Origin of the sequence: Nocardia grenadensis (assembly GCF_050942415.1) — a bacterium.
In the GTDB taxonomy this organism is placed as follows: Bacteria; Actinomycetota; Actinomycetes; order Mycobacteriales; family Mycobacteriaceae; genus Nocardia; species Nocardia grenadensis.
In genome coordinates this window covers 687,222-705,159 of the sequence record NZ_CP192054.1, presented here as the reverse complement: position 1 = coordinate 705,159, position 17,938 = coordinate 687,222, and the positions used below count along the sequence as shown (strand labels likewise).

The 17,938-nt window shown below is 69.5% G+C and carries 6 protein-coding genes, 1 tRNA gene and 1 pseudogene; 3 read left to right on the top strand and 5 right to left on the bottom strand.

All coding sequences use genetic code 11. The features are described from left to right. Positions 1-103: 103 nt before the first annotated feature. The 3 genes from ACQPYS_RS03255 to ACQPYS_RS03245 form a co-directional block, all read right to left on the bottom strand. Positions 104-10,345, bottom strand: a complete 10,242-nt coding sequence (locus tag ACQPYS_RS03255) for an amino acid adenylation domain-containing protein (protein WP_433491659.1) — start codon at positions 10,343-10,345, stop codon at positions 104-106. A gap of 256 nt (positions 10,346-10,601) precedes the next feature. Next, positions 10,602-11,612 carry a LuxR C-terminal-related transcriptional regulator gene (locus ACQPYS_RS03250; protein WP_433491658.1) on the bottom strand — a complete coding sequence of 337 codons (1,011 nt, stop codon included), beginning with the start codon at positions 11,610-11,612 and terminating at the stop codon, positions 10,602-10,604. 47 nt (positions 11,613-11,659) lie between these two features. Further along, complete coding sequence (locus ACQPYS_RS03245) at positions 11,660-12,487, bottom strand: M23 family metallopeptidase (RefSeq protein ID WP_431940856.1); 828 nt, start codon at positions 12,485-12,487, stop codon at positions 11,660-11,662. Between the two features lie 515 nt (positions 12,488-13,002). On the opposite strand from ACQPYS_RS03245, the gene ACQPYS_RS03240 reads away from it, so the two are divergent. After that, positions 13,003-13,395 (top strand): SCO5389 family protein, encoded by a 393-nt coding sequence (locus ACQPYS_RS03240; RefSeq protein ID WP_039828431.1) that lies wholly within the window; start codon positions 13,003-13,005, stop codon positions 13,393-13,395. A gap of 89 nt (positions 13,396-13,484) precedes the next feature. Here ACQPYS_RS03240 and ACQPYS_RS03235 read toward each other — a convergent pair whose 3' ends face one another. After that, on the bottom strand, positions 13,485-15,122 hold the full coding sequence (locus ACQPYS_RS03235) for a long-chain fatty acid--CoA ligase (RefSeq protein WP_433491657.1): 1,638 nt from the start codon (positions 15,120-15,122) through the stop codon (positions 13,485-13,487). A gap of 572 nt (positions 15,123-15,694) precedes the next feature. Between ACQPYS_RS03235 and ACQPYS_RS03230 the strand changes: the two genes are divergently transcribed. Together ACQPYS_RS03230 and ACQPYS_RS03225 are read left to right on the top strand one after the other, a co-directional pair. Then, entirely contained in the window at positions 15,695-17,155 is a 1,461-nt protein-coding gene (locus ACQPYS_RS03230; protein ID WP_433491656.1) for a flavin-containing monooxygenase, read from the top strand. Between the two features lie 76 nt (positions 17,156-17,231). Further along, positions 17,232-17,304 (top strand) — tRNA-Arg (locus ACQPYS_RS03225). 207 nt (positions 17,305-17,511) lie between these two features. Here ACQPYS_RS03225 and ACQPYS_RS03220 read toward each other — a convergent pair. Then, positions 17,512-17,763: pseudogene (locus tag ACQPYS_RS03220) on the bottom strand (transposase); the annotation flags it as partial. Between the last annotated feature and the right edge of the window lie 175 nt (positions 17,764-17,938).

Sequence of the window (17,938 nt, the reverse complement as noted above, 5' to 3'; positions counted from 1 at the left end):
ACACCCGCGGAACCCGGCCGCCGGTCCGGCCGCGCCGGTGCGTCCCGGCCCGGCCGCGCCGAAACCCGCCGTGGCCTCTGGGAATCGGCCCTGTTCCACGCTGTCAGCCCAGTAGTGTGGGGAGGTCGAGCACCGTGCCGACACCGGACCAGGCCGCATCCGGCTCATCCTGCTCGTCGAGGACGAGCGTGGTCAGATCCTCGAGTGCGCCGGGATCGAGTGCCGCCAGACCGGCGCCGTCGGACCACAGATGCGTGATCCACTCACCCGCCGGGGTCGCATCCGGCAACTCTCCCGGGAGTAGCACCACCGACGCGCCCGCGGCCCCGGCGGCCACGGTCTCCAGTACTGCCGCCGGGCCGTCACCGCGGCCGGCGCGGTAGGTCCTGGCCTCGTAGGTGAGTCCGGTAACGGTGTGCACCCGGGTCACCGCGGTGGCCAGCTGGTCGTAGCTCACCCGCCGGCCGGTACCGTCCACCACGACCAGATCACTGCCGCGCAACGGTCGCACCCGGTGCGCATAGGTGACCGGCCGCGGCGATTCGGCGGCGATCTCCGCGGCGAGCGCCGGCTCGTCGAGCAGCAGCCATTCGAGGTGGGGCGCGGCCGGGGCCCGGCCCACGGACAGCCCGGCCGTGACCGCCAGCTCCGCGGCCGCCGCGACCTCCAGGGCGTCGGTGGGCACCAGAGTGGCGCCCGCCTTCAATACCGCCCAGGTCGCCACCAGCGCGTCCACCCCGCGTTCCAGCGCACTCACCACACCGGTGCCTGGACCGCATCCCCGCGCGATCAGTACCCGCGCCAGTCGCGAGGACCGCGCGTCGAGCTCGCGATAGCTCACCGTGGTCTCGCCACACACCACTGCGGGGCCTTCCGGATCATCCTCCACCGAGGCGCTGAGAGTTTGGGCGAGCGCGGTTCCCGCGGTCGCGGCCGGTACCGACTGCTCGGCCGGGGCGAGTGCGCGGGGGCGTTCGGGGGCCTCCGAATAATCGATATCGCCCACCGGCATCAGCGGCTCGGCGGCGACCGCGGAAAGGGTCCGCCGCAGCCGGTGGCCGAACGACCGCACCGTTTCCTCGTCGAAGAGGTCCGTGGGATAGGTCAGTACGGCGTGCAGCCCACCGGGCGCCCCGTCGGTGTCGTGGCCGGGGTCGATATCTATCCGCAGATCGAAGGTGGCGGTGAGCTCCCGGCAATCGAGCGACCACACGGACAGGCCCGGCAGTTTCAGCGCCACCCGCTCGTCGTTCCCCACCGTGAGCAGCACGGAGAACAGCGGATTGTGCGCGGTGGCCTGCTCCGGAGCCACGATCTCCACCACCTGTTCGAACGGGATATCGGCACGGTCGAACGCCGCCAGGGCGGTTTCCCGTGTCTCGTCGAGCAGTTCGGCGAAGGGCCGGGTGGCATCGACGCGCGTACGCAGGGCGAGCGTATTGGTGAACATGCCGACGAGGTCGTCGAGCGCCCGCTCATTCCGCCCGGCAACCGGAGTCCCCACAGCGATGTCCTCCGCACCGGTCAGCCGGTGCAGCAGGACGCTCACCGCGGCGTGCAACACCATGAACAGCGTGGCGCCGCGTTCGCGGGCGAGCCGGTCCAGTCCCTCGTGTACTTCGGCGGGCACCGCGAAACCCGTGGTTCTGCCCCGCATCGAGGGCATCACCGGACGCGGCCGGTCCAGCGGCAGCTCCGGTTCGCCGGTCGCGCCGCGCAACCGGTCGCGCCAGTACGCCGATTGCGCTGCCGCGACGGAGTTCTCGTCGGTGCCCGCACCGAGTACGGCGCCCTGCCAGATCGCGTAGTCGGCGTACTGCACCGACAGCGGTGACCAGCGTGGCGACTCCCCACCGACACGGGCCAGATACGCGGTCATCAGGTCACGCGCCAACGGTGCGAGGGAGGCCGGGTCGGCGGCGATACGGTGCACGACCAGCGCCAGCACATGCCGGTCGGGGCCGGTGGTGAGCAGCAGCCCGCGCACCGGTACCTGGGTGGTCACATCGAAACCGACCGCGAGCAGTTCGCCGATCCGAGTGAGCGCGTCCTCGGCGGTCTCCGATTCCAGACCGCCGCGCAGCGCCTGCGCCACCGGCAGGATCTCCTGGTACGGCAGTCCGTCCGGGCCACCGGGGTAGCGAGTGCGCAGCACCTCGTGCCGTTCCAGGACATCGGACAGGGCGTAGCGCAACGCGGACGTATCGAGCGCACCGTCGAGCCCGATGGCGAGCGGAATATTGTGGACCGCCGAATCCGGGACGAGCCGGTCGCCCGGCCACAACCGGTATTGCCGTGGCGACAACGGGATTCGTTCCGGCCGATCGACCCGTGCCAGCGCCGGTCGCTCCACCTGCGGGACGACCCCGGGGACCACCCGCGCGGCCAGCGCGGCCACCGTCGGCGCCTCGAACAGCACGCGCACCACGAGTTCGGCCGACAACTCCTCGTTGATCCGGGCCACCACCCGGGTGGCGCTCAGTGAATTGCCCCCGAGAGCGAAGAAATCGTCCTCGGCGCCGACACGTTCGACGCCGAGCAGATCGGCGAACACGTCCGCCACCACCGTTTCCACCCGGCCCGCCGGGGCGGTGTAGGGCGCCCGGCCGGCCACCGGCGGGACCGGTAGCGCGTCCCGGTCGAGTTTCCCGTGCGGGGTCAGCGGCAGCTCCTCGACGACCACCACGGCCTCGGGAACCATGTATTGGGGTAGGAATTCGGCGACCTGCCCGCGCAGCAGCGCCGGATCGAGGACGGCCTCCTGTTCCGCGGCGGGCACCGCGTAACCGAGCAGCCGGTCCCCTGCCACCTCGTCGGTGCGGACCAGCGCGACCGCCCGCCCCACCCCCGGGCAGCGCAGCAGGGCCGACTCGACCTCGCCCAGTTCGATCCGGAATCCCCGCAGCTGCACCTGTGCGTCCGCGCGACCGGCATATTCCAGATCGGCGCGACCACCGAAGGCGGCCCAGCGGCCGATATCGCCGCTGCGGTACATCCGTGACCCCGGCGCTCCGAACGGGTCGGCGACGAACCGGGTGGCGGTGCGGCCCGGACTGCCGAGGTAGCCGCGGGTCAGCTGCCGCCCCGAGACATAGATCTCGCCCGGTACACCGACCGGAGCCGGATGCAGTCGTTCGTCGAGCACGAAGGCGTCCAGACCGGGCAGCGCCCGGCCGATCACACCGGCCGGGTTGTCGACCAGCTTCTCGTCGAGCGCCAGGAAGGAGGCGTGCACGGTGGTCTCGGTGAGGCCGTACATGTTCACCAGCCACGGCCCATCGGTTCCGGGCCCACCGTGGCGTTCGTACCAGCTTCGCAGCCGGCGCAGATCCAGCGTCTCACCGCCGAACACCACATAGCGCAGGGCGAGTACGCCGCTGCTCTCGCCGTGCGCGAGCCGGTCGGCTTCCGCGAGTCGATAGAACTCCGACGGCGTCTGGTTGAGCACGGTGACCCGGTCACGGATGAGCAGTTCCCGGAACCGTTCGGGTGACCGAATTTCCGGCCGGCCGACCACCACCACCGATCCGCCACTGGCCAGCGCGCACCACAGCTCCCAGATCGAGAAGTCGAAGGCGACCGAGTGGAGAAGGGTCCACACATCGGCGTCGTCGAACTCGAACAGCAACTGGGTGTTGGCGAAGAGTTCCACCACGTTGCGATGCGCCACGGCCACGGCCCCGGGCGCGCCGGTGGAACCGGAGGTGTGCACGACACAGGCCAGGTTGTCCGGGTGCAGCGGGGCCCGGCGCTCGGCCCCGGTGAGCGGTTCGGTGGAACGGTTCCCGGTATCGGCGAGCAGGATCACCGGCGTGTCCACGGTCGGGATCGCGTCACGTTCGGCGGCGGTCGTGAGGACGGCGACCAGGTGCCATTCGACGAGCGCAGCTTCCAGTCGCGGCCGTGGGAAGGCGGTGTCGAGCGGCAGATAGCCGGCACCGGACAGCAACACACCGAGCAGCGCGACCGGCAACTCCTCGGTCCGCGGCACCGCCACGGCCACCAGGGTTTCCGGGGCCGCCCCGGCGGCGATCAGGGCGCGGGCCACCTGATACGACCGGCTCAGCAGTTCCGCGAAACTCAGTACGGTCCCGCCGGCCCGTACGGCCGGGGACCGCGGCCGCAGGCGGGCCTGGGCCTCGATGAGGTCGACCAGTGTCACCGCCGGCACCGGCACCCCGCCGCTGTTCCATTCCCGCAGCACCAGCTCGCGCTCGCCGGGAGCGAGCAGATCGATATCGCCCACGATGCGGTGCGGATCGGCGGCCACGGCGTGCAGGATCCGCAGGAGCCGGTCCGCGTGGTCGCCGAGCGTGGGTGCGTCGAACAGGTCGCTGGTGTAGGTGAAGGTCAGCCGCGCCTCGGCACCGGTATCCAGCAGGTCCACCCGCAGGTCGAGCATGTCCGGCAGGCGGGCGGGCGCATCCGTGGTGGCCAGCAGCACCCGGAAGGGCGGTTGTCCGGCGGCGGTGCGCACCGTATCGATCAGTTGCCCCAGCCGTTCGGTGCCGCGACCGCCGGTCTCGAAAAGCGCACCACCGGCGATCCGGGCGGTGTCGAGCAGTTCGTCGAAGCGCAGCGCCGGATCCAGATCGGTGTGCAGTACCGACAATCCGGCCGCGGCGTGCTGGGTATTGAACGCGCCGACGGCGATATCCCGATGCCCCGACAGCCGGGTCAGCAGAATGGCCAGCGCCGCCTGAATCACGGTGAACGCGCTCGTCCCCTGATGCGTCGCGATATCGTTCAGCGAATCGAGCAGGTCGATACTCAGCTCCCGCGTCAGCTGGCCGCAGCCGCCGGACGGGGCGGCCGGGCGCGGTCGATCGGCGGGCAGTTCGGCGCGGCCGACGAGCGTGCCGGGGGCACGCCACCAATCCGCCGCCGGGGTTTGTCCGAGTTCCGCGGGTACCGCCAGCAGCTGGCCCACGAGCGCGTGCAGTAATACGGAGAGGGCGGCGGCCGCGGATTCGTCGATGAGCTCGCGGCGGTACCACAGGCGCAACAGCAGCCGGTCCGCCGACTCCGCCACCAGTGTCACCGGGTAATGGGTGAAGGCATGAGAAGTCTGATCCAACACCTGGAGCCCGTCGACGCCACCGGCAGGGGTCGGGCGCGCCGTGCCGACCGGGTGCGGGTCGTAGGCCAGCAGGGTGTCGAAGAGTCCCGCCGCGCCCGGTGCCGTATCCGCGGCGCTCAGATGGTGATGGTCGCGCAGGGCATGCTGTTCGGACCGGATGCGGGACAGCAGATCCCGCACCGTCCATCCGGGCTCGAAACGCACCCGCATCGGGATGGTGTTGGCGAACAGACCGGCCATCTCGTCGACGCCGCTCAACCCGGACGGGCGACCGGCGACCACGGCACCGAACACGATGTCCCGGCGTCCGGTCAGGCCCGCCAGCAGCAGCGCCCACAGCGCCTGCACCACGGTCTCGACCGTCACCCCGGCCGCGGCCGCGTATGCCGCCATGGCGGCGGTCTCGACATCGCCGAGCGCCAGATCAGCCTTCCCGATCCCGGTTTCCGGTCGGGTGGGCGGGGCGAGCACCGGAGCGAGTTCGGTCGGCCGGGCGCCCCGCAGAACCTCCGCCCAGCGGGCCCGGCCGGCCGCGGTGTCCTGCCGGACCAGCCACCCCAGATAGTCGCGGTAGGCCGGAGGCTGCGGCAGCGCCGCCGGGTCACCGTGGTGGGCGTAGAGGGTCAGCAGATCTGTGAGCAGGATCGGCGCCGACCGGCCGTCGAAGAGCAACTGGTGCGCGGCCAGCACAAGATGGGTACGGCCGGATACCGTGCGATACACCGTGACCCGCAGCAACGGCGCGGTGTCCAGGGCGAACCGGGTGAGCCGTTCTCTCTCCAGCAGCTCCGGGATCTCGTAGTCGCCGACATCGTCGACCACCAGCCACGGCACCGTGACCGTCTCGGCCACCAACTGCACCGGTGTCCCGTCCGCGGCGGTCACGAACGCGGTACGCAGGACCGGATGCCGGTCGGCGAGCCCCTGCGCGGCCCGGTGCAACCGGTCCAGGTCTATGACACCCCCGAGCTCGACAACGAACACCATCACATAGTCGTCGGGGCCGCCCGTCGTGAACTGGGAATGGAAGAACAGCCCCGCGCCCAGCGGTGCCAGCGGCAGCACATCGGCCAGGCCCGAGTACTCCGCGCGCCAGGTATCGAGCTCCCGCTGCCCGACACGGACCAGCGGCAGATCCGAGGGGGTGAGACCCCCGGCCGCCGGGTCGGTCGTATGCCGGGCGATGGCGTTGACCGCGGCCAGCCACTCGTCGGCCAGCTCCCGGACCGACGGCTCGTCGACGATATCGGCGACGTAGGCGAACGAGGCCGTGATCCGGCCGTCGCCGCCGACGACGGCATCGATATCGATCACTGTCTCCGCCGGCATATCCCGGTCGAAGGCGGTCGCGAACCCACCGAGCTCGCCGAGGGGCCGCCATGCCGTCTCGTCGGCACCGGGCACGGCCAACCGGCCCGTACAGGCGAACCCGATCTGCGCCACGGGTCCATCGAATTCACCGACGGCCGAGCGGCGCAGCAACCCGAAACCGAGCCGCCGCGGAAGCGCCACCAGCTGTTCCTTCACCGAACGCAGCAGCGCGGCGGTCACCGGACCCGCGGCCAGTGCCGCCCGGGGGTCGATATCGCCGAGATCCAGGGCCGCCGGATATGCCGTATCGAACCAGCCGACGGTACGGGTGAGATCGGCTCCGGGCAGTAGTGCTTCCGCGCGTCCGTCGCCGTGCAGCCGGACCCGGGTGGTCGCGCAGTCCACCCCACGCCGGGACCGCCAGTTCCGCACCGCCAGGGCGAGCGCGGCCAGCAGCGGGCATTCGGGATCCGTCCGGTACAGCGCCGGTACCTCGGTCAGCACCACCTCGGCGATATCCGCCGGCACCTCCACCGCGAACCGACGCACCGACGCGTGGGTGTCGACAGTGCGGTCGAGTGCCCGCGTCCCGAGCAGCGGGTCCGGGATGGCCAGCACCTTCCGCCACTGGACGAGTGCGGTATCGCGTTCCGGTGGCGCGACGGGTTCGGTCGCCGCCTGCGCCCATCGCCGGAACGAAGTGGTGACCGGCGGCAGCTGCGGGCGTAACCGGCCGGCCACCTGCGCCCAGGCCCGGGCCAGATCCGCCAGAAGGATCTGCCAGGACACCGTGTCGACCACGTAGTGGTGCACGGCGAGCAAAAGCGCGTCGCGAGCGCCCGCCCGGCACAGCCGGGTCGCGGCGACCATCCGGCCGCCGAGCGGATCCAGCCGCGCCACAGTCGTTTCCATCGCCGAGCGGGCGGTCGCGGCGACCTCGGCCGGACGAGTCCCCGCGGGTACCTCCACCTCGGCCAGCAGCCAACTCTCCCCCACCGGCCCGCTGTCGGGAACCTCCCATCGGTACTGCCCGTCCTCGGCCACCAGCCGCGCCCGCAACATATCGTGCCGCTCCACAACGGCCCCGAGAACCGCCGCCGTCCAGGCCCGGTCGATCCCCTCCGGCAATGCCAGCACCCCGGTCTGCGCGAAACCGGAATGCACACCGCCCACGAGGTACTCGGCCAGGATCGGGGTCGGCGGCACCGCACCGATACCGTCGGCCGGGATCGGTGGAGCGTCCTGCCGTCCGAACGCGCGTCGGGACCGGAGCCCGGGCTGCCCCGCCGAAGCCGGCGAAACCGCGTCTCCCCGGGAGCTGCGCCAGTTCTCCGGCGCGGCCCCGTGTTCGAAACGGCGGGCCGAAGGCGACAGGCCCGCCCCCGGTCCACTCGCGCGCCCGGATTCGGGCCGCGCGTCGCGCATCACCGCATCTGTCCCGGTAGGCGGAACGGCTTCCTCCATCGCCCCACGCGAACGTTGTGGCAGCGCAGGGTGATCCAGCGCAGCGCCCCGAGGCTGCGAAACCTCTCCGCGCCCCGGGCTCCCGTCCCGAGGTAGTGCGCCGAGCGCGAACGCACCGGGCCCATCCGGCGACACCTCACCGCCCCCACCTCCGGCGGCAGATCCCCGCGGCACCTCTCCCCTGGGTCCACGTGAACGCTCACGTCCGAACTCGTCGGCCGATGCCACCGGCTCGCCCCCGCGTCCGACGGCAGACCCCCGCGGCACCTCTGCCCTGGGTCCACGTGAACGCTCCGGCAGTGGTACACCTCCGAACTCGTCGGCCGAAACCGCCGGCCCGCTCCCGGACCCGAGCGCAGATTCCGGCAGCGCGCCTCGACCGACCTCACGGTCCGATGCCGACGGCATCTTTCCCCCGACGCCCCGCGAATGTTGCGGCAAGGCAGCATGTTCCAACCCCCCGGCCGATGCGTCCCCGCCCTCATGCCCACGCGAAGAAGCCAGCAACCCGGGCCGATCGACCTCACGGCCCGAAGGCGACGGAACCTCATCACCCTCGCGCCCACGCAAGAACCCCGGCTGCACACCTCGACCGACCTCACCGCCCGAAGCCGCCGGAACCGCTCTCCCCAGCCCACGCGCACGCTGCGGCAGCGCAGCTCGCTGGAGCCCGTCGGCCGAAGCCACCGGAATCCCACCTCCCTCGCCCCCGCGCGAGGACCCCGGCAGGTCATCCCGACCGACCTCACCGCCCGAAGCGGCCGGCACCTCACCGCCCGCACGCCCGTACGAAGACCCCGACAGCACACCTCGACCGACCTCACGGACCGAAGCGGCCGGCACCTCACTGCCCGCACGCCCGTACGAAGACCTCGGCAACTTTTCCCGATCGAGCTCGGCGGCCGAAGCCGCCGGAACCTCGCCATGTCCGATCCCGCGGCCGCGTTCCGGTAGTACTCGCCGCTCGCCCGAAGCCGAGGGCGCCGCCGCGGGCCTATCTCCACCCGGGCCACCGTGACCGGATTCGCGGAGGGGATTCGGCTCCGGCACGCGCGTACTCGCGGGCAGGGTTTCGTGTCCTGTCCGGTCCGCCGGATTCGGCGATACCCTTCGCTCCGCGAATCCATGCGAACCTTCCGGCAGCGCAACCCGGTCGGCCTCACCGCTCGGCGCCTGCCGAACCTCGCCACGCTCGGCCGCCCCGGACCCGCCGCGGCCCAGGTATTCGATCTCTTCGCCGCGCGGTGTGACGATCCGCCGCACCAGGTCGCCGGTGCGGTGCATACGGGTGCCGGGCCGACCGAGTTCGGCGCCGAAGGGCGCGGCGACGAAACGCTGCGCGGTGAGCCCGCGCCGTTCGAGGTACCCGTGCGCCAGCGCCGGCCCGGACAGGTAGAGCTCACCCACCACACCGATGGGTACCGGCCGCAACCGGACGTCGAGAACGAAAACGCCTGTTCCGTTCAGGGCCGCCCCGACCGTAATCGGTGCCCCCGGCGCCGTCGTACCGGGACCGGTCGCGATGACACCGGCCTCGGTGCGACCGTAACCGGTGAAGAAGTTCCGCTCGTGCGCCCAGCGGCCGATCGGCTCGTAATCGCATGTGCCACCGATGGCGGCGACCACGTGCAGGTCGGTGAGCCCCGCCGGATCCACGGAGGCCAGGGCCGCCGGGGTGGTGAGCACATGGGTCACCTGTTCCCGGGCCAGCAGATCGGTGAGGTGGCGGCCGTCGGAGGTCTCCGCGGGGACGAGCACCAGCGTGGCGCCGGAGGTGAAGGTCAGCAGTAGTTCCAGCACCGAGACGTCGATGTCCGGGGAGCACATATGGGCCACCCGCGAATCGCTGGTGATGCCGTAGTGGTCGGTGGCCGCCGCCACCACTGGGGCCAGTGCGCTGTGCGGGACCACCACGGCGGCATGTTCCCCGCCCGGAGCGGATGTGTAGGCGATATAGGCGGGATGGCGAGCGTCGAGCAGACGAACCCGGTCGGCGTAGGAGATCGGATGCCGCGCCCGCCGCGTGATCCGTTCGGCCTGTACCGGATCGTCCAGTTCCATCCAGTACAGGGACCGGCCCAGCGCGGATCGATAGCGTGAAGTGGTCAGGCCGAGAACGGCGCCCGAACCGGCGGCCAGCCGGTCGATCCGGTCACCCGGGAGGCGTGGGTCGATCGGTACATGTGCGGCGCCGGTTTTCGCGATCGCCCATATCGCGAGCACCGATTCGGGGCTGCGCGCGAGCCCGATCGCTACCGTGTCGCCCGGTCCGATCCCGCGTTCGATGAGTTCCCGGGCCAGCCGTGAAGACTCTTCGTCCAGCTCCTGGTAGGTGATCTCGCGCTGATGGGCGGGGTCGCCTGTCGGGTTGAAGCGGATCGCCACCTCGGTGGCGGCGGATTCGACGGCGGCGGTCAGCAGCTGGGCGAACAGCGGGCTTCCCGAACGACGCCGTCGACCAGCGAGAAAAGGACGGCGGGCAGTGTGCATTCGGGTGCGTTCACCTCTCGCATCGAGCCAGGTCCCGGCCCCTCACATACCCAGCGGGGGTGGAAGGGCATATGGACCGGGGCCGGCGCGGTGTGGCCATCATATTCGGGAGCGCCCCGGGTCGCCGCCCGGGGAACGAGCCGCGACCGGCAGCCGTCACGCCGTGCCGGGAGGTTGGTGCCGCCGTTCGGTTTCCGTGGCTACGCCGGAGGAACAGGCCCGGGCATCGCCGCCCGTACCCACTCGATGCACGGGTTCACAACCAGCCGCGCCGGATCGCCTGTACGCCGGCCTGGAACCGGGTGCTGGCACCGAGCCGCTCCAGCAGCCGGGCGGTGCGCCGGACCACGGTGCGCCGCGACATACCGAGCCGGCGGGCGATCGTATCGTCGGTCGCCCCCATCCCCATCATGGTGAGGATCGCGCGGTCGCGTTCGTCGAGTTCGTCGGCTTCCGGCTGCACCGAGATCGGCGCGGACAGCGTCCACAGCACATCGAAACTGCGGATCAACATATCCAGCAGGGGTGATCCGTTGATCCGTAGTGCCATCGGGTCGGGGCGGCGTTCGTCGGTGTGCAGCACCAGACTGGCGCGTTCGTCGTCGGCGATGATCAGTTTGAACGGCGGATCGGGCAGGGTACGGGCCTGCGCACCACGGGCATTGGTGGCCAGGGTGTGCCGTAGCCGGTCCGCGTCCTGGTAGATCGTGTCCTGGTAGAGGATCCGGTACCGCACGCCCTCGGCCATCCGGGTCTGTTTGAGTTCGGCGATCCGGCTGTCGCGTTCGGGGTCGCTGATATGCGGGCTGCGCTCGACCATTTTCACCGAGTTGTCCGCGTTGGCGTGCAGCGACTCGAAGTCGGCGAGTAGTTCGGCCCGTTCGAAGACCGGGGAGATCACCCCGTTCCAGCCCTGCGAGCGCCGTACGGAACGGAAGGTCTCGCTGAGCCGGGCGGCGGCCGCGTGCATCGTGCTGATCTCCTGGCGCCGCCGTCGAGCCTCGGCTTCGGACAGCGATTCCGGCGCTTGGGCGTCCCAGCGCGGGGTGCCGTCGGGCTCGGTGAGCCGGATCACGGCACGCAGCCCGCACAGATCGTCGAGCGCGTTCTCGACCACGGTCTCGGACAGCGCGGTGTGCCGGGCGATATCGGCGAGCCCCGACCGCGGCCGCTGCACCAGAGCCGCGTACACCCGTCCGTGGAGCGAGTCGGGTTCGAAGATATCGGCCAGTTCGGTCATGCCGGGCGCCCGCAGTTCTGCCTCCAACCCCGCGGGGGTGGCAAGGACCGGACGGTCGAGCGATTCTGTCGATCTCAGTGCGAGGGTCCCCACTCCAGCGGCACCCCCTTGGACACCATCCAGGTCATCGGATCGATTTTGCTACCACCTTGGTCCCAGATCTCCAGATGCAGGTGAGGGCCGGTGGATTGCCCGCGGTTGCCCACGGTGGCGATCACATCACCCGCGTTCACCCGCTGTCCTTCGCTGACGTAGATATCGTTGACGTGCCCGTAGACACCGGTGGTGCCGTCGTCGTGCAGGACTCGGACCCACATTCCGAATCCGGAGGCCGGACCGGCTTCGACCACCGTGCCGGAGGCAACCGATTTGATCGGCGCGCCGAGTGTATCGGCGAAGTCGATACCGTAGTGCATGGCGCCCCACCGGCTGCCGTAGGTGGAGCTGACGATGCCGGCGACCGGCCGGACCGCGGCGGCGGGAGCGAGCTGCTGATGCAACTGTTCGAGGGTCTGCTCGGCGTGGGCGAGCGGGGCGGCGACCTCGGGCGGCAGATTCCGCAGGCCGAACGGTGCGGCCACCGGCGCGGGCGCGGCGATCGGGGCGGCCTGGACCGGCGCGGGCTGCGTATCGGCGACCGGCGCGGCCTGCGCCATCCGCTCGGCGGAGGCGGGCGACGCGTCCGCGGCGGGCGTGACGGGTTCGGCCTTCACGGCCTCGTCGCCACCGCCGGGTAGCAGCGGCGTCGCGTAGGCGATGGCGGGAGCGACCTGGGAAGCGGTACCGATCAGCGCGCCTGCCGCGACAGCGGCACCGGCCGCGGCACGGACCTTCTCGGCCGCGGTGGCGGCGGCGCGGTGGCGGCGGGGGCGGACCTGCACATCGTCACCGACAAGGCTCATCACGGTGATGGAGCTGGGGCCTAATCGATGGTGCGCCAAAGGTCCGTCCTCGCTATCCGGTCATCAGGGTCGAACGCCGTGCACGGATCCAGCTACTCGAGCCGGGTAAACGTAACGTTTCGGCATCCGTTGTGACGGTAACTCTACCGGCCCGTGATCGAATCGCAACCTTTTCAGAAAAAGGCCAGCTCGAGTGGGTAATACAGTCCGCGCACCCACTTGTGAACACTGTCTTTTTCGTAATATTCGCAAGCTTCTCGCGCCGACCCACGCGAGGCGGTCACCCCCCGGCAAACCCCGCACACCGACCCACGACAGCGGCCGTCCCGCGCGCTCCGCACAGCCGGCCATCAGGACAGCAATGACCCCGCTACCACCAAAGGCGGCCCCCGCGAACGAGTTTCACAACCAATCCACTGCTATTGACAACCAATTTCGATTAGACTCGGCCCGGCAGATCTGCACGCGGGTTTCCGCACCCTCAGTTGCAAGACCAGTTGACCCAGGAGGTCGCCGTGTCCCTAGATGTCCCCACCGCTCTGCTGGAACGTGCCGAACGCGGTGATGTCACCGATGCCGAATTCGTCGAATGCGTCCGCAACTCGCTGCCCTACGCGTGGGAGGTCGTCAGCCGCGTCGCCGGCGAACTCGGTTCCGGCACCGCGGAATTCGCCGACAACGAAGTGGCCCCGCCGGACGAGACGGCGCGCGGGCAGCTGTTGCGCGCCTTGGCCTCGGATGCCATCCGGGGCGGCCTGGAACGGCACTTCGGCGTCAAACTGGCGTTCCAGAACTGCCACCGGGTGGCGGCGTTCCCGTTATCGGCCGTCGGCGGCGAGACCTACAGCCGCTTCATCAGCCCCCGCAACCAGTTGCTCAACCAGAGCCCGGAACTGCGTAACTGCTGACCCGGCCGGTCCCCGGCGCGAATTCGCGCCGGGGACCGCGCATCCGGCCGGCAACCCCGGCCGCGGATACCGTCGCGGTCCGCGCACCCTCAGTGCACGGTCGTGACGATCAGTTCTCCGTCCGCGTGCTGAGCCCGCAGCCGCTTCTTGTCGAACTTGCCGACGCTGGTCTTGGGTACTTCCGTGATGAAGGTCCAGTACTCCGGCAGCTGCCATTTCGCGAAACGATCCGCGAGAAATTCGCGCAGTTCGGCCGGTTCCACCGACGCCCCGTCGGCCGGGACGATCGCCACCAGCGGGCGTTCGTCCCACTTCTCATCGGGGATACCGATCACCGCCGCCTCGGCCACTGCGGGATGACCCATCACCGCGTTCTCCAGGTCCACCGAGGAGATCCACTCACCGCCGGACTTGATCACATCCTTTGACCGGTCGACGAGCGTCAGGTAGCCGTCCGGGCTGATCTTGCCCACATCCCCGGTGCGCAACCATCCGTCGTCGAACTTGCCGGGGTCCACGTCCGCTCCGTCGGGCGAATAATAGGAGCCGGTGATCCACGGCCCGCGAACCTCCACCTCGCCGAGGGAGTTCCCGTCGTTGGGCACCACGTTCCCGTCGTCGCCGACCAGCCGGGCCTGTACCGCGGCCGGGAACCGCCCCTGGGTGACCCGGTAGGCCCAGGCCTCCTCCTCGGTCACACCCTGCGGCGGCTGCGCCACGCTGCCCAGCGGTGAGGTCTCGGTCATCCCCCAGGCGTGGATGACCCGCACCCCGTGCTTCTGCTCGAACGCCTTCATCATCGACGGCGGCGCGGCCGAACCGCCCACCACCACCGAACGCAGATGCGTGATGTCCTGTGGATGCGCCTCCAGCGCGGCGAGTACGCCGCCCCAGATGGTCGGCACCGCCGCCGCGAAGGTGGGTTTCACCGCGGCCATCATCTCCAGCAGCGGTGCCGGCTGCAGGAACCGGTCCGGCATCAGTAGATTCGCCCCGGTCAGCAGCGCCGCATAGGGCAGCCCCCAGGCATTGGCGTGGAACAGCGGCACGATCGCGAGCATGGTGTCGTCATTGCGCGTCCCCATCGACGAGGGCGTGGTCGCCTGCATGGCATGCAGCCAGTTGGATCGATGGGAATACACGACGCCCTTCGGGTCGCCGGTGGTGCCGGAGGTGTAGCACATCGACGACGGTGAGCGCTCGTCCAGCACCGGGAAGTCGAACTCGGCCGGATATTTCGCCAGCAGTTCGGTGTAATCGTGCACGGTCACGCCCTCGGGCGCGGCCAGCGACGCGGCGTCACCGTTCACCACGATCACATGCCGGACCGTTTTCAGATGTGGCAGGTACTGGGCGAACATCGGCACCAGACTGGCGTCGACGAGTACCACCTGGTCCTCGGCGTGGTTGGCCACGAAAACGAGCTGGTCGGGCGAGAGCCGGATGTTCAGCGCGTGTAGCACCGCCCCCATGGCCGGGATCGCGATATAGGCCAGGAAATGCTCGTTGTTGTTCCACATGAACGTGCCGACCCGATCGCCCTCGCCGATACCCAGATCGGTGAGCGCGTTGGCCAGCCGGGCCGAGTCGGCCCCGGCCTCGCGATAGGTCATGGTGCGCACCCCGTCCCCGGTCCAGGTGGACACCGTGGAATCGCCGACGAAGGTGGACGCGTAGCGCAGCAGCGTGGCCAAGGACAGCTGGTCGTCCATCATGGTGCTCAACATCGGAAATACCCCTACTCATCTGGGCGGCGGACGGTCGCGCGGGGAGTCCGGGTCACGCCCCTGTGAGACACAGGAACGGACATGACTCACATCACACACCGCCGAACACTACCGTGCAGTAGCCGGGCGTGGTGGAGGTAGACGGAAACCGGGTGGATTCACCGGGAGCGCTGGCCGGCATGACAAAGGAGCGAATTGATGATCGGCGCCGGACGGCGGGATGGAACGCAATGCCCGCGACGCCCCCTGCGGGCCACCGGCACTGCGCCATCGCCGCCGAGCACTCCACTGTGATAACGGGGTTTCCGGCCCACTGCCAAGTCAGATAACGAAATGACATCCAAACGAGACACGAACCCGGTTCATGACCCGTTCATAGGACGAATATCCACAGCTCGCAAGCATGTGGACCACCGGTTTTACCCATCCGGGACAGTAACGCCGAACTCGGCGAGCGCTCGCTTACATATGCACGCGCATCACCTCTCCGAGCCTGATTTCGTGGCCGAAAATCTCGATTCACTGACCGCCGTTCTCTTCGACGGCACCGCCGCCCGACCTACTCTGAGACCATGACATCGCCGTCGATCATCATCATCGGGGCCGGGTTCGGTGGGCTCGGTATGGGGCTGGAGCTCCTGCGTTCCGGCGTGAAAGATTTCGCCATCCTCGAACGCGCCCAGGACTTCGGCGGCGTATGGCGCGAGAACACCTACCCCGGCGCGGCCTGCGATGTGCCGTCCCCGCTCTACTCCTGGTCCTTCGAGCCCCGCTCCGATTGGCCCCGCCGCTTCTCCGAGCAGGCCGATATCCACGCCTATATGCGCCGCGTGGTCGGCAAATACGATCTCGAACGCCACATCCGCTTCGGCACCGAGATCGGCGACGCCGAATACGACGAGACCACCACGAAGTGGCAGATCCGCACCACCGACGGCGAACAGCTCACCGCCGATATCCTGATCTCCGCCGTCGGCCAGCTCTCCCGCCCCGCCATGCCGAAAATCCCCGGCATCGACACCTTCACCGGACCCGCGTTCCACTCCGCCGAATGGGACCACTCCGTCGACCTGGCCGGTAAACGCGTCGCCTGCATCGGCACCGGCGCCAGCGCCATCCAGTACATCCCGCGTATCCAGCCGCTCACCGAACACCTCACCCTCTTCCAGCGTTCCGCCGCCTGGGTCCTGCCCAAGGCCGACGCCGCCTACACCCCCCGCCACCACGCCGTATTCAAGTACCTGCCGCCGGTCCGCTGGGCCGAGCGCTTCGGCTGGTGGATGTTCTTCGAGGTCATGGCCTTGGCCCTCACCGACCTCCAGGGCATCCAGGCCCCCGTGGTGAAGATCGCCGACGCCCACCGCTCCCGCCAGGTCCCCGACCCGATCCTGCGCGAGAAACTCACCCCCGACTACGCCCCCGGCTGCAAACGCGCCCTCTTCTCCAACGACTACTTCCCCGCCCTGAGCCGGCCGAATGTCACCGTGGAGACCAACCCCATCACCGAGATCACCCCCACCGGCGTGCGCACCGCCGACGGTATCCACCACGAGGTCGACGTCATCATCTACGGCACCGGTTTCAAGGGCACCGAATTCCTCGCCCCCATGAACATCTACGGCGCGGGTGGCCGCAAACTCGCCGACACCTGGGCCGCCGAAGGCGCCCGCGCCTACCTCGGTGTCTCGGTACCGCAGTTCCCCAACCTGTTCATGATGTACGGCCCGAACACCAACGTCGGCTCCGGCTCCATCGTCTACATGCTCGAAGCACAGGCCCGCTACATCCGCCAGGCCGTCGAATACCTGCGCGACAACCCCCGCCACGGCCTGTCCGCCCGCCCGGAAACCGAACAGCGGTGGGACGATTGGCTCCAGAAACGCCTGAAGGACACCCCCTGGAACTTCTGCTCCAGCTGGTACCGCAACGCCTCCGGCCGCATCACCAACAACTGGCCGGGCGCCACGATCCTCTACCGCTGGAAGACCCGCCGCTTCGACCCCGCCCACTACGAAACCAGTCACGCGGCCTGATCCCCCCGGGGCCGCTCCCCACGATGCGGCCCCGAAGTGGGTGACCCGGTAGACTCTGCCCACCGGCCACGGCCCGGCCCTCGTAGCTCAGGGGATAGAGCACCGCTCTCCTAAAGCGGGTGTCGCAGGTTCGAATCCTGCCGAGGGCACAAACCTGCGACAGCGTTTGCGCAGATCAGCAGGAGTTTCCGCGAAGATCCCAGAATCACCGCATTGAGAAACCCCAGGTCAGACGCGGCTCCAGTAGGGCACATCGAACATGGGAACGCACACCGCGCAAATGCGACCATCCGCACCGGACAACCGGGCCAATCGGCACGAACGCTTCACACCCCTCCCCTTCGATTGAGTTAGGCGACCGCGCGGCGCATGACCTCGGCTTCTTGTTCCAGCTGGCGGATCCGTTTACGCGCCTCGCGCAGCTCGGCCGACTCGTCGCGGGTGGCGCCGGGTTGGTGGCCGTCTTCGATGTCGGCTTGTTTGAGCCAGTTCTTCATACAGCTCTGCGATATTCCGAAGTACTTCGCGATCTGCGTCAACGAGATCTCGCCCTTGCGGGCGACCGCGACGACGTCGCGGCGGAACTCTTCGGGATACGGCTTCGGCATGGTGGACATCCTTCCAGCGAGGAGCAATCCCCCACAGTTCAGAAGTCAACCAAACCGGGGGCAGTCCCCATCGACGGTATTCTTTGTAGTAGCAGCGCCCGCCCCAGATGGCTAGACCGGCGAGGCGGCCTGCGTCGTTCAAACGGTGTCGGACTCGTGGGGCAGACTCGGACAC